The following is a 12,659-nucleotide window of genomic DNA, read 5'->3' on the forward strand; positions in this document are numbered from 1 at the left end:
AATCCCGCAGTAACCCCACGGCAGACAGCTGTTCCATGGGTGAGCTGCACCTTGGGTGGCGACAGCCTCAACCGGCCAATGGGTTACTGGGTTACTAGGAGTGACCGTTCATTGAAAGTTTGAAATATCGCCCTTATATCGACTTTGGAAAAAGGTGATAACCCCAGTAACCTAGTAACCCATTGGGCCGCGAAGAGGGCGCAAGCCAAGCCCACGCCCTCCCGCGAAACGTTCTAGGTCACTCATCCTGCGTTTTGAGTCGAATGCCTGTGAAGTAGGAGCGGTTCTTGGCTCCCTTCTTGGTCCCAATGGCGCGGCTGTACTGGCGGACCACTCGCGAGAAGTCGTTCCGTTCGTACTCGGGCGCTTCGTCGCGAGCCTTGTCCAGCCCCAGTCGCCAGGAGTTGTACCGGCTTCGCAGTTCACCTTGGAGCTCGGCGGCACCGTCTTGGAGCACGCAGTGTTCGTCGATGAAGTGGGCGATGTAGTCCACATCGGAGCGCTGGTCCTCGGTGAACAGCAGCACGCTCTGAGGCGGGTCGAGTTGCCACCCGCGCGAGAGGTAGTCGTGCCAGCCCTTGATCGCCCAGAGCAAGATCCCGTTGACCTCTGTGCGCAGCTTTTCCTTCAGGTGCTTGTCGCGGCGCTCGGGCGGAATGTAGGTGTTGAACTCCACGACGTGGATTCGCTCCCAGGCCGCGTGTTCGTCGCCGCTGATCTTTGGCATCCAGTTGGTCACCAGTATCGGCGTGTGCGACGGCTCGAAGGTCACGGGGTTGCCGTGCATCCATCTCGCGGTCACGGGGTCGCCACCGGTGAGGCGCTTCATGGTCGCGGCGTTCATCCGGCGACCTCTCTGGGTCTCGGTGACGACCACCCAGCGCTTGCCGAGCAGCGCCATTTGGCCGACAGGATGCGCTCCCTCCTTGTGCATGAACAACTCAGGGTCAGCCTGACCCGCGTAGTCGCCTTCCAGGTACTGGATCGCCTCATAGAAGGTGCCCTTACCGTTGCGTCCGTCGCCAACGAGGATCGGTAGCGCGTGTTCGCGCACCTGCCCGGACAGGCTCACGCCCACGTAGCGCTGTAGAAACTCCCGGACTTCCGGGTCTGGCAGGACCTCCTCGATGAATGAGTCCCACCGTTCCGAGGTCGCGTCTTCGTGGTACTCGGCGTTCGCAACCTTCGTGATGAGGTCAGCCGGATCGTGCGGCTTCATGGTGAACGACCTCAGATCGTACGTACCGTTCTGAAGGTTGAGCAGCATCCGGTCATTGTCGAGGTCCTTCGCGGAGCGCTTGAATTCAGGCAGCCTCGCGGCCTGGCGAAGCACGCCCTCGGTCCCTGAGGCTGATTGAGCGCTCCGAATGTCCTGCTGTAGGCCGGTGTCGTTGATCGCCTCGGACCACGCGCCTTCGAGCATCTGCCACAGCGAGTTATGGACTTCACCGCCCTCAGCGAGTTCCCAATGCGTTCCGGTCCAGTGCATCCAGCCCTCGTGGCGACCCGCCGCGCTGATGCCGGGTACGTAGATGAACTCGCCCGCGAACTGAGCGGCGAACCGGTAGGCGAGGCGAAGGTGCGACCTCGAGGTCTGGTCCTTGCTTCGCTGAAGATCGGCCAGGCTTGTCGTGGGCTGGTCGTCGGGGTCAGTCTGGTCGCTCACGCGGCACCTCCGTGCAGTCGGATGAATGTGTCTTCTTCGTCCTTCTTGCGACCGATGAACTTGTGAGCCTCAGCGATCTTGCGCTTCGCCTGCGACCAGGGGAAGGTGTCGTGGCCTGCAGTCGCGCGCCAACAGTCAGCGATCGCGGCCTCAACGAACTCTGGGTCGCCCCAGTGGAGTCGCCAAAGCGAGCAGGCGAGGTGGTAGCACTCGATGTCGCGGCTTCCGGGGGTGAACCCGTCCCGGAGGTATCGAGGGAGGTCAGTGCTCGGAGACGTGACGGTCCTTGTTCGACCTGTTGGGCCTGACGATCCTCGGCTAATGAGGTCGAGCAGTGGGCGCGTCGGGACGGCCGGCCGAATGTCGGTGTGCACTGCGTATTGGCGACCGCTCACGTGGTTTGACCCCGGCAGCAGCACGTATCCACCCGTGCCGCGAACGTCAACGCCGGGCAGTACACCCCCTCGGTTCCTGATGTTGCCTTCCACGAGGAAGTACAGGTGCCATCCGTCGCCGCCTGTGTAGACGGTCAGCGTGCGCGGAATGTCAACGCCACGTTCAGCGCGCCATGCGTTGATGCTCGCGACACCGTCCGAGTCGTGTTGGTCGATGTCCAGCACCCAGACACCCGACGCTTCGCCGGTCGCGAGACCCCAGTTGCAGCCGGGGTACGAGTGGAACCACTCGAAGATCTGGCGAGGGTCTGCGGTCGCGCGCTTCTCCCACTCGCGGATCATCGGGTGCTTGCCGGGACTGTCGCAGGCTCGGCCCTTGCGGCATACGCATTGACCGTTGGCGATCTTGAAGACGGGGAAAATCCTCCATCCGCGCTCAACGTACGGTGTGAGGTTGTCGAGGGTAATCACCGCACCATCACCGCCGCCCACGCGATTACGACGCTCTGGCCTGCGAGGATCGCCGCGAGAGGCATCCATCGACGGATTGAAAAGACCCGATCAGGTGTATTATTGCTGTGCTGGTCCTTGTGCAGCTTGGGGTCGCTCTTGTAGGGGGCGGCCCCTCTTGCATGTTCAGGAAGCATCGTCAGCCTCCGATCCCGAGAGTGTGCCGTCAGCGAGCATCCGATCCCGGATGCGGTCGAGGATCGACACCACGCGGGTGGCTGTCTCGCCGGAGTTCGTGTCGCGTGCCACGTCACTCACCCGCCTCGGCAGCAACCTGCGCGTGCAGTCGGTCGAGGTCCGCGCGCAACGCAGCGCCGCCGCGAGGCGCGGGCCAGGGGCCGTTGCGATAGGCGAGCATCTCAGGCTCGAAGAGAACCTCGACGGGCAGGCCGAACAACTTTTCCAGCGCGACAATTTCGTCCGGGCTGGGGTACGCGCCACCTCGACAGAGGTTCTTGATGCGGGTCGAATCTGTGCCCAGCGCCTTGGCGACGAGAGCGGGCGTCAGATCGTGAAACGGAATGAACTTGGCGAGCTGCTGTCGCCGGTGTGGGAGTGCCACGAGAACCGTCCAGGGATAGTTACCTATCCGCGGTGCTTCGGTCCCCGGCGTGCTTGCATCCCGGGCAGTTGAACCTCGCGCTGCTCTGAGTCAGCCGTCCAATGCGGGTCGAGGCGCGATGCGCTGTATCGACAAGTCAATTGTAACACCTGAGGATTTGAACTTAGAACACTTCTTCGAATGCGATCTAGGGCTTGCTGGGGGTGGGTGATATCGCACCTCGACCGCGCATCGAAAGCGCCTCAGATCGACTCAGGACACTTTGGGCGAGCTGTTTTCGGCGTCGAGGGCAATGTTCGCGTCGCGAACGTGCAGCCGCGCTCCGAAGGCAGTCTCGAACCAGACGCAGTTGCATTCGGTGTCGCGCCCGTGATAGGCCGTGGGGCAGCCAGGCGCTATCGCGATGTAAGCCGTAGATCGCCCACCGAAAGATCCGTACACGTTGAGGAAGAATCGCCAGCGCGTCTGATCGTCGCTAGGCATGACCGTCGCTCTCGCGCTCGCTCCGGCCCTTGACGACATGTACCCACTTCTGAGAAGCCGGTCCGGTCAGGTCGCCGGGTTCGGGGTTCCTCTTAGGGGGCGTCGTGAACTCGCTTTCTTGTGGCTCGCGTGTACGTCCTGGCTGTTCCATCGTCACTCCAAGGGGTCTTCGATCCGTCTACGCGGCGGCTCGGCCGAGCCAATCCGGTGCGCTTCCCGGCGCTCGCCGATCTGCGGCAGAGCTGCGCGCGCCCGGTCCCGCGCCTGTTCCTCGAACGCAACGCGGCGACGCTCCGTCTCTTCGCGTTCATACCGCGCTAGAGCTTCCGCTTCGTCCTCAACAACTTCGGCATCCACGTAGGACTGTTCGAGGGCGCGGCGATGGGCGGGGTCGAGCGTGTCCGCGATCTCATCCGGCAGGCCGCGAGCAATCTGAACATTCGTGGGGTCTGCGAAGACGTGCTGCATGGTGACTTCCCAAGGCTTGAGCGAGACCTCGAGCTTGCGCTCCTTCGGCAGACTGCGGTCAAGCACCATTGAGATAGCGCGCAGCCGGTCGCTCTCGGACGTCGCCGGATCGAGGGCAATCGCTCGGAGTTCCCACAGCACCGGCTCGACCATGCGGTCGAGCAACTGCTGCGCCTTTTCCGCCGACGCCTCGTTGGCACCGTGGTAGCGGCAGGTGCGCTGCGCCAAGAGAGGCGGGTTCTTGCACTGGGTTCCATCTCCGTGACGACCGATGCAGCGTCGCTCCATCGCGTCGAGATTGCGCGGGCCAGCGCCGCCGTCAGGCATGAAGTGTCTGTTGCAGAAGTCGCTGCCAGGGCGCGCCCACAGTTTGCAAGGCTGTCCCTCGCGTCCGCGCTTGTCATTCGTGATGGTGCCCTGGCACCTGCGCTTCTCGCTCACCTGACCCACCATTCCGGCACGAGGTCCTTGGCGACTGAGGCGATCCGCACCATGCAGTCGGCGCAGAAGGCGAACTCGACTACGAATCGGCCACGGGGGATGTAGAACGTTGCCTGGGCACGCTTGCGCTCGAACGGCTCGAAGCCTGTGCACCGGTGGCAGGAGGACATCGGCAGGTGGTCCTCTGAGTCGAGGCCCGCGACGGGCGCGCCGTTGAGGTCCGAGACGTATCGCCACGGGCGTCGGACGATGAGAGAGCCGTCAACATCGGCGGTGCTGATGCTATTGCTTTCGACGGCGATTGCGCGAGAGGGATCGGGAGCGGGCTTGAAGCCCTCGTCTGTCGTAGCCGAGATCATCGCCTGGGCGATCCAGGGATCGAGGTCGGCGAGCCAGCGGTTGTCCGCGCCTCGGCAGAATGCAACTGCCTCGCACATCGCGGTGTTCTCAGCGTCGATGGTGGCGATGTTCATGATGGGTTCCTCTTTCCGTCCTCTTTCGGGTGCAGCCGGGGCATCGCGGAAAGAGGAAGAAACGCGATGCCCCGGTGGGTGAGACGAGCCGGGGAAACCCGGTGAAGAAGTCGTCTCATCCGTCTCGGGAGCTACCCGAGACGGGGTTGAAGAGCGCCGCCGTCCACGCGAGCGGGCGGGTCGATTGCCATCCCGTGGTTCGGCGGCGCTCGGTCTGTTAGGGCCAAGTGGGGTTGTCGTACGACCCCGAGGCCTTGATCTGCATGACGGCGGCTGCTGAGCGGTATCGGACACCGAGTCCGTAGCCGTGCTCGTAGGTCGCCTCCACAAGCGGGTAACGCTCGTACTGCGGGAGCAGGCGAAGACCACGGCTCGAAGCGGTCGGGTGTTCGCGGAGCCACAGCGGGTTGCGGAGGGAATTCGCCCCGCCCGTCGCCACGGCGATCACGTATCCGGCAGGGACGAAGTAGCTCTTGGTGATCCAGGCGTCACCGTAGGAACCTTCGAGCGGGAGGCCGTTGAAGGCTGCGGGAGCGCGGTCACCGATGATCGTGAGGTCGGTGAGGTAGGCGGGAGCCGACGACGCGGGGATGAAGTCGTACTTCGCGACAGCACCGTTGGCGTTCGCCTCGGCCTTGCGCCACGTGGCGATCGGGTCCATCTGCGCGGGGTTCACCATGATGATGAGCTGTTCGCCCGACTCGCGCAGGCCGTGGCCGTGCTCCTGAATCGTGGTGATCAGCGCCTCGATGTCGCCCGAGTCGATGAGGGTCGCGCCGGACACGAGGTAGTGATCGTGGGTCGAAGAGAACGAGCGACCGGCGTAGGAGGGAGGGGTCTCGCCTGCGGAACCGTCCCAGAGGTCGAAGACCTCGACACCGTTCTCGTTCGACGTGCGGGTGCCCTTCTGGGCCTTCGTGGTGAGCGCCGTCATGGTGTCGCGGAACGTCGCCCGGTTGTCGGCTTCCAGAACGGCCTGGTGCTGCGCGCGAACCTGGTCGGCGGTGGCGTCGCGAAGGAACTTGCGCGTGTAACGCAGTCCAGCGTCGGACCATTCGAGGGGGAAGCCCATGCGGGTGTAGTCCGGCTTCACCCGGCTCGACTGGGGGACACCGAACTCCGACTGCTTCTCGAACTCGATGTTGCTCGATCCGACCGGGAGCTGAGCGAACGATTCGGTAGTGCTGCGGGTGAACAGGGCGGAGATTGCGTCTCGCGTCTTGTTCCACTCCGCGAGCGCGGTCGAGAACTCACGCCACAGGTTGTTGAGAGGAACGCCGTCTGCGGTGTTCGTGAGGATGTCGGCGGCGACATTGAAGCCGCGGTCTGCGCCGACGATGTCGCAGCCGAGGACCGCGATCTTGAGGCGGCTTTCCATGCCAGCCCTCCTGTCGTCAGAGGTGAGTGATGATTCCCGGCCTCTGACCGACAGATACGTAGCGAGCGAGTCAACGACTCAAGCTCTAGCGCCTTACGCTGGCGGTCGATTTACCCTCTGGGTTGTATCGACAGATTGATAGTATCACCTGGGATTTATTGATGCACCATAGGGCGCAAATGTGTTCTAATTACTTGTCGGCGAAGAAGACGCTGCGCACCTCGTCGCCGCACACCGGGCACGTCTCTCCGCGCCGTCCGTGCACGCGCATGCCCCGCCGCTTGGCATCCTTCAGGTCTGCCGGAGGCTTGCCGCGCGCGGTGTCGATCGCCTCGGTCAGGGTGCTGATCATCGCGGCGTACAGCGTGTCGATCTCGGCATCCGCGAGGTTCGCCGCGAGAGCGTACGGCGACATCTTCGCGGCGTGCAGGATCTCGTCGGAGTACGCGTTGCCGACACCGGCGATGATCGATTGGTCACGCAGAACCCCCTTGATCTGCGTGCGGCGCCCGGCGAGCAGGGCGGCGAACGCCTCCCGGTCGAGGGCGTCGTCGAGGGGATCCGGGCCGAGCCGCGCGATCCCCGGCACGTCGGCGGGGGAGCGGACGGCGTACACGGCGAGCGACTTCTTGGTCCCCGCTTCGGTGAGATCGAACCCCGACCCGTCGTCGAACCCCACGCGCAGCGCGATCGGAGTCTTGCCGGGCTTGATGATCGTCGAGGGAAGCGCGTCGTACCAGCGCAGCCAGCCCGCCTTCGCCAGGTGGAACACGAGATGGATGCCACCGTCGGTCGCCAGGTCGACGAACTTGCCGTGGCGCTCGACCTCCGTCACGACCGAGCCGACGAGCGCGTCGATCGGTGGGTCGTAGGTCTTGAGCGCGCTGATGGCCGACACGCTCGCCTTGGTGAACGTCAGCCCCGTCACACGGCCGCGCAGGAACTCGACGAGTCCTTCGACCTCGGGCATTTCGGGCATGCCGCCATCGTGGCATCCCGTCCCGACATCCGACAGGCCCTTGCCGCGCCCGGCACAACTCCTGCGGGTGTGGCCTGGCGGGGGAGGGATGCCGGGCGGCGGCCGGTTCTGCCGGAGGTGTGCGTGCGTCGGCGCAACTCCTGCGGAGGCGGCGGCGGGGGAGGGATGCCGGGTGGCGGCCGGTTCTGCCGGAGTTGTGCGGCGCTCAGCCCAGGTCGAGCGGCCAGTCCCGCGGTGTCCGCTCGTCGTGCCGGAGCAGGCCACCGATCCACAGGTCGGCGCGGCCGAGGCTGTTGAGGTGCGCCTGTCGCAGCAGCCCCTCGTACCGGAACCCCAGGTGCCGGGCGATCCGGGCGGACCCGATGTTGCCGACCACGGCGCGCCACTCGATGCGCTCGACCGCGGGTCTGTCCGCGGCGAAGGCCCAGTCGATCACCGCGCTCGCCGCCTCCACGGCGACGTTCTGACGTCGCGCGTCGCGGGCGACCCAGTATCCGATCTCGGGTGCGCCGGTGTCGAGCTTCGCGAGCCCGATCATGCCGGCAAGGCGCCCCTCGCGGCGGATCGCCCAGGTCGGCTCCGTGCCGTCCGCCCACCACCCGGCGGTCAGCGCGACGAAGCGCTCGGCGTCCTCGAGGAGGTACGGCGACGGCACCGTGGTGTAACGCTGCAGGTCGGCATCCTGACATGCCGCGTGGATCGCCGCGATGTCGGCCGTCGTCGGGGCCGAGAGCTCCAGTCGGGGCGTCTGCAGGTGGTCCGGTTCCATCCGCCCACGCTACCGGCCGGGCACAACTCCGGCGATTCCTCGCGGGGCGGTCGGGGGATGCCGTGGCGCCCGTGTCCCGCCGGAGTCATGGCCCCTCCTCCCCAGGCGAGGGATCTCGGCATCCCTCCCCGAATGCGACCTCGGGGCCGCTCGAACGCCCATGACGGCGTGCACGGTGAGAGACATGACGACCCCCGAGTTCCGCACGCACCGTCAGCTGCGCGAGGACGGATGGACGCGCCATCGCGTGGAGACCGCCGTGGCGAGCGGGGCCTTGATCCGTGTCCGGCGCGGGAGGTATGTCTCCGCCTCGGTCGACTCAACCGTCCAGGATGCCGCCTGTCTGGGTGGGCGGCTGGATTGCGTGTCCCTGCTCTCTCTTCTCGGCGTCTTCGCTCTGGATCCTGGGCGACTCCACGTCCAGTTCGACCGGGACGCGAGCAGGCTGCCGGAGCGGCCGAGCGGCGTCGTCGCCCACTGGCGCTCGACCGTGGCTCCCCGGGGCGCCCTGCGTGCGGATCTCCTCGAAGCCCTGGCGCAAGCGGTGATGTGTCAGGGGCCGCGCGCGGGAATCGCGTCGGTGGACAGTGCGCTGCACCTCGGACTGGTCACCGGCGCAGAGGTCGATGCGATCTTCGACAAGCTGCCGCGACGTTACCGTCGGCTGCAGAACCTCGTGGACGGCTCGGCCGAGTCGGGGCCGGAGACGTTCGTTCGTCTCATTCTCCGCGCCCTCGGCGAGAGGTACGAAACCCAGGTGCGTATCCGCGGGGTCGGTCGAGTCGACTTCCTCGTCGAGGGGTGGCTCATCATCGAGTGCGACAGTCGCGCCCACCACTCGTCCATCGAGGCACAGCTTCGTGACCGACGTCGGGATCGGGTGGCCGCGTCAGCCGGGTACCTCACCCTGCGTGTTGTCGCCGAGGAGATCCTCTACCGCCCCGAGCTGGTGCGGGAAGCGCTGGCCGGTGTGGTGAGGAGTCGACGGCGGAGTCGTTGAGCTCCGGCCGCTCACCCACGGGCACAGCTCCTGAGCGATCAGTTCCAAACCCGCTCCGCCCCGGCTGGGGGCGTCGAGTGCCGGAGTTGTGCAGCCAACCGCGTGCCGCATCCCTTCGGCGGGCGTGTTGCCACCGCGCGCCGCCGTCTGTTCCACCGAGCGCACAACTCCTGCAACACCCCCGGAGCCGATGGTCGGGGCCGCGGGTAGCTCGCATCTGCAGGAGTTGTGCCCGCACGCGCGGCCGTGGGCGCCCCGCGCGGCGTCAGCCGCGGCGGAGCAGGCCCACGCGGTCGTACACGTCGGCGAGGGTCTTCTCGGCGACGGATGCCGCCCGCTCCGCGTTCGACGCGAGGACGCGGTCGAGCTCGGCGGGGTCGGCGAGCAGCTCGAGCGCGCGCTCGCGCACCGGCTCGAACTCGGAGACGACCACCTCGGCGAGACCCTTCTTGAAGTCGCCGTAGCCGCGACCGGCGTACTCGTCCTCGATCGAGGAGACCTCGCGGCCGGTGAGAGCGGAGTAGATCACGAGCAGGTTCGAGACGCCCGGCTTCTCGTCGCGGTCGAAGCGCACGGCGCCCTCGGAGTCGGTGACGGCGCGCATGATCTTCTTCGCGCTGACCTTCGGCTCGTCGAGCATCCACAGCACGCCGGCGTCGGACTCGGCCGACTTCGACATCTTCGACGTGGGGTTCTGCAGGTCATAGATGCGAGCCGTCTCGCGCTGGATCATCGGCTTCGGCATCGTGAACGTCTCGCCGAAGTTCTTGTTGAAGCGCTCGGCGAGGTCGCGGGTGAGCTCGATGTGCTGTTTCTGGTCGTCGCCGACGGGAACGACGTCGGTCTGGTACAGCAGGATGTCGGCGGCCATCAGCACCGGGTAGGTGAAGAGACCGACGTTGGTGGCATCCGCTCCGTAACGGGCCGACTTGTCTTTGAACTGGGTCATGCGTCCGGCCTCGCCGAACCCGGTGAGCGTAGACAGGACCCACTGGAGTTCGGCGTGCGCGGGCACGTGCGACTGCACGTAAAGGGTCGAGCGCGACGGCTCGATCCCGGCGGCGATGTACTGCGCCGCGGTGCGCCGCGTCTTCTCACGACGCTCGGCCGGGTCGCCGGGCTGCGTCAGGGCGTGCAGGTCGACGACCGAGAAGAACGCGTCGTACTCGTCCTGCAGCTCGCGCCACTGCAGAAGCGCCCCGATGTAGTTGCCGATCTGGAGGCTGTCGGCGGAGGGCTGCATTCCGGAGTAGAGGCGCTGCTGGGTCACCGTACGATCCTAGGCCGCCCGGGACGACGGCCTCGCGCCCACCGACCGGCCCCGCTCACAGCCCCAGCGTGTAGTCCGCGATGACGGGGGAGTGGTCGCTCCATCGCGTGTCGTACGACGGTGCGCGGTCGACGCGGTAATCGGTGACGCGCTCGGCCAGCGCCGGGGTGACGACGTGGTAGTCGATCCGCCAGCCGGAGTCGTTGTCGAACGCCTTCCCGCGCATCGACCACCACGTGTACGGACCCTCGACCTCGCCCGCGTGGCGCCGGCCCACGTCGACCCAGCCGAGGCCCGGGCCGGTCGACCCGTCAGCACCCTCGACCTGCTCGCCGGCGGGTCCGAAGAACCGGTCGAAGTAGGCCCGTTCGCGCGGTAGGAAGCCGGCGTTCTTGCGGTTGCCCCGCCAGTTCTTGATGTCCAGCTCGCGGTGCCCCACATTGAGGTCGCCCATGACGATGGCCAGCGGCTGCGCGGACCCGAGTTCGGCGAGGCGCCGCTCCATGGCATCCAGGAAGAGCCATTTCGCCTCTTGCTTGGGCGTGTCGACCTCGCCGCTGTGCACATAGGCGCTCACGACGGTCAGGGTCTCGCCGTCGATGTCGAAGTCGGTCTCGATCCACCGACCCGACGCGTCGAGCGGCTCGGGACCGAGGTGGGTGCGCGTCTCGACGCCGGGGAGGCGGCTGACGATCGCCACGCCCGCGCGGCCCTTCTGCAGCGCCTCGTCGTTGACGATCTGCCACCCGGGCAGGGCGTCGGCGAGCTGCTCGGCGGTGGCCCGCACTTCCTGCAGGGCGAGGATGTCGGCGCCCGACGCGTCGAGCCACTCGGTCATGCCCTTGCGGACGGCGGCACGGATGCCATTGACGTTGACGGAGACGATGCGTACGGAGCGAGCCACCCCACGAGCGTAACCGGGGCCTCCGACACGGGTCGCTCGCGCAGGCGGGACGCTCAGTCCAGGAGAAGCGTCGAACGTCGCGGCGTGGGGAGTTCGGCCTCGACCCGCGCGAGGGTCGCTCGCGCGGTGCGCAGACGCCGGCGGGCGATCCACCGCCGCGGCCAGCGAGCCAGGGCAGCCGCCTCCTCGGCGTGGCGCACGGCGACCTGGGCGGCGATGACGAGCGCCGTCTGCTCCATCGCCCGGCGGTCCTCAGGGGAGCGCAGCGGTGCGTCACGGTCGTCTGCGGCCACGGCGATCCACGCCGCGGCGACGAGAATGACGATCCCCACCAGCCGGAACCACAGCAGGAATCCGATCAGCACCGTGAAGGTCGCGAGCAGAGGATTCGAGGGGGTGTAGACGAACAGGAAGCCCGCTCCCACCTGCAGCAGAACGAGCCCCGCCGACCCCACGAGCGCGCCGGGCCAGATCCGGCGCCAGGGCAGGACGGTTCCGGTGAGGAATCGGAAGAGGGAGCCCAGGGCGAGGGCGTTCACTCCGAACGCGACGACCAGCGAGACGCCCCGCGCCCCGATCGACCACCACGCCGTCTCGCGCGTCCAGCCCACCCACTCGAAGACGAGGTCGACGGCGCCCGTCGTGACCGAGCCGAGCAGAGCGCCGACCAGCAGAGCCACCCCGAACAGCAGGGATGCCACGAAGTCCCGCGCCTTCAGAAGCACGTAGTTGCGCAGGTCGAAGGGCAGCCCGAAAGTGTCGCGCACCGCACGCCGAGTGAAGGTGACGAACCCGATCGTCGTCCAGATGACGACGACGCCGGCGACACCACCGGTCACCCCCAGCAGCCGCCCGCTCTCCTGCGCGACGGCCTCCACCTGGTCGGGCTTGACCAGACCGTTGTCGCTGATGATCCCCGGGATGTATCCGTTGACGATACGGATCAGTCCGTCGATCGCGGTCCTGCTGCCCCCGAGCCAGATGCCGACCCCCGCGAACGCCAGATACAACGCCGAGAACATCGCGAACAGGCCCTGGTAGCTCATACCTGCCGCGAGCAGGAACCCGTTGTGCCTCAGGAAGTGCCGCCACACCCGCACCGGGAACAGCTCGGCGAGCTTCGCCGCCCGGGCGATCGGTTGGTCCAGGCGCTCCCGCACGGCGCTCTGCGCGGCCTCGAGCCGGTCACGCAGCGACGTCTCCTCGGTCGCTGCGCCCGGCAGCGGTCGGGAGTCGCGGCGGCTGTCGGTCACCCGTCGAGCCTAATGAATGGATGCCACGCCCCTCCGGCATCCCTCCGCCCGAGGCTCCGCGCGAGTTCTGCTCGGTAACGCCGAACGGCGGGGCGCCGAAGCGCACCC

General features: G+C 66.8%; 12 protein-coding genes. 1 reads left to right on the plus strand and 11 read right to left on the minus strand.

Features of this window, described 5'->3' with window-relative positions:
- Window positions 1-238: 238 nt before the first annotated feature.
- From D8Y23_RS08895 to D8Y23_RS08930, 8 genes are all read right to left on the minus strand, one after another.
- On the minus strand, window positions 239-1,666 hold the full coding sequence (locus D8Y23_RS08895; protein WP_164878184.1) for a DNA primase family protein: 1,428 nt from the start codon (window positions 1,664-1,666) through the stop codon (window positions 239-241).
- Entirely contained in the window at window positions 1,663-2,601 is a 939-nt protein-coding gene (locus D8Y23_RS08900; protein ID WP_128217801.1) for a bifunctional DNA primase/polymerase, read from the minus strand. The genes D8Y23_RS08895 and D8Y23_RS08900 overlap by 4 nt, the downstream gene beginning before the upstream one ends.
- Before the next feature lie 220 nt (window positions 2,602-2,821).
- A complete protein-coding gene (locus D8Y23_RS08905) occupies window positions 2,822-3,133 on the minus strand; it encodes a helix-turn-helix domain-containing protein (RefSeq protein WP_128217802.1) in 312 nt (103 codons plus the stop codon).
- A gap of 636 nt (window positions 3,134-3,769) precedes the next feature.
- Complete coding sequence (locus D8Y23_RS08910; protein ID WP_164878185.1) at window positions 3,770-4,411, minus strand: hypothetical protein; 642 nt, start codon at window positions 4,409-4,411, stop codon at window positions 3,770-3,772.
- A gap of 110 nt (window positions 4,412-4,521) precedes the next feature.
- Entirely contained in the window at window positions 4,522-4,998 is a 477-nt protein-coding gene (locus D8Y23_RS08915; protein WP_128217804.1) for a hypothetical protein, read from the minus strand.
- A 217-nt stretch (window positions 4,999-5,215) separates the two neighbouring features.
- On the minus strand, window positions 5,216-6,376 hold the full coding sequence (locus D8Y23_RS08920) for a hypothetical protein (protein ID WP_128217805.1): 1,161 nt from the start codon (window positions 6,374-6,376) through the stop codon (window positions 5,216-5,218).
- Between the two features lie 190 nt (window positions 6,377-6,566).
- Window positions 6,567-7,355, minus strand: coding sequence for an Fpg/Nei family DNA glycosylase (locus D8Y23_RS08925; RefSeq protein WP_128217806.1), 789 nt, complete (start codon window positions 7,353-7,355; stop codon window positions 6,567-6,569).
- A gap of 205 nt (window positions 7,356-7,560) precedes the next feature.
- Entirely contained in the window at window positions 7,561-8,124 is a 564-nt protein-coding gene (locus D8Y23_RS08930; protein WP_128217807.1) for a GNAT family N-acetyltransferase, read from the minus strand.
- 184 nt (window positions 8,125-8,308) lie between these two features.
- On the opposite strand from D8Y23_RS08930, the gene D8Y23_RS08935 reads away from it, so the two are divergent.
- Window positions 8,309-9,124 carry a DUF559 domain-containing protein gene (locus tag D8Y23_RS08935; RefSeq protein ID WP_240663844.1) on the plus strand — a complete coding sequence of 272 codons (816 nt, stop codon included), beginning with the start codon at window positions 8,309-8,311 and terminating at the stop codon, window positions 9,122-9,124.
- Window positions 9,125-9,389: 265 nt separating this feature from the next.
- Here D8Y23_RS08935 and trpS read toward each other — a convergent pair whose 3' ends face one another.
- Genes trpS through D8Y23_RS08950 form a run of 3 tightly spaced genes read right to left on the minus strand, consistent with a single transcriptional unit; the run spans window position 9,390 to window position 12,551 of the window.
- A complete protein-coding gene (gene trpS, locus D8Y23_RS08940) occupies window positions 9,390-10,394 on the minus strand; it encodes a tryptophan--tRNA ligase (protein WP_128217809.1) in 1,005 nt (334 codons plus the stop codon).
- Window positions 10,395-10,449: 55 nt separating this feature from the next.
- Window positions 10,450-11,298 carry an exodeoxyribonuclease III gene (locus tag D8Y23_RS08945; RefSeq protein WP_128217810.1) on the minus strand — a complete coding sequence of 283 codons (849 nt, stop codon included), beginning with the start codon at window positions 11,296-11,298 and terminating at the stop codon, window positions 10,450-10,452.
- Between the two features lie 53 nt (window positions 11,299-11,351).
- On the minus strand, window positions 11,352-12,551 hold the full coding sequence (locus tag D8Y23_RS08950; RefSeq protein WP_128217811.1) for a YihY/virulence factor BrkB family protein: 1,200 nt from the start codon (window positions 12,549-12,551) through the stop codon (window positions 11,352-11,354).
- Window positions 12,552-12,659 lie beyond the last annotated feature (108 nt).

It is taken from the genome of Microbacterium enclense (genome assembly GCF_004022425.1).
GTDB classification, from domain to species: Bacteria; Actinomycetota; Actinomycetes; order Actinomycetales; family Microbacteriaceae; genus Microbacterium; species Microbacterium enclense_A.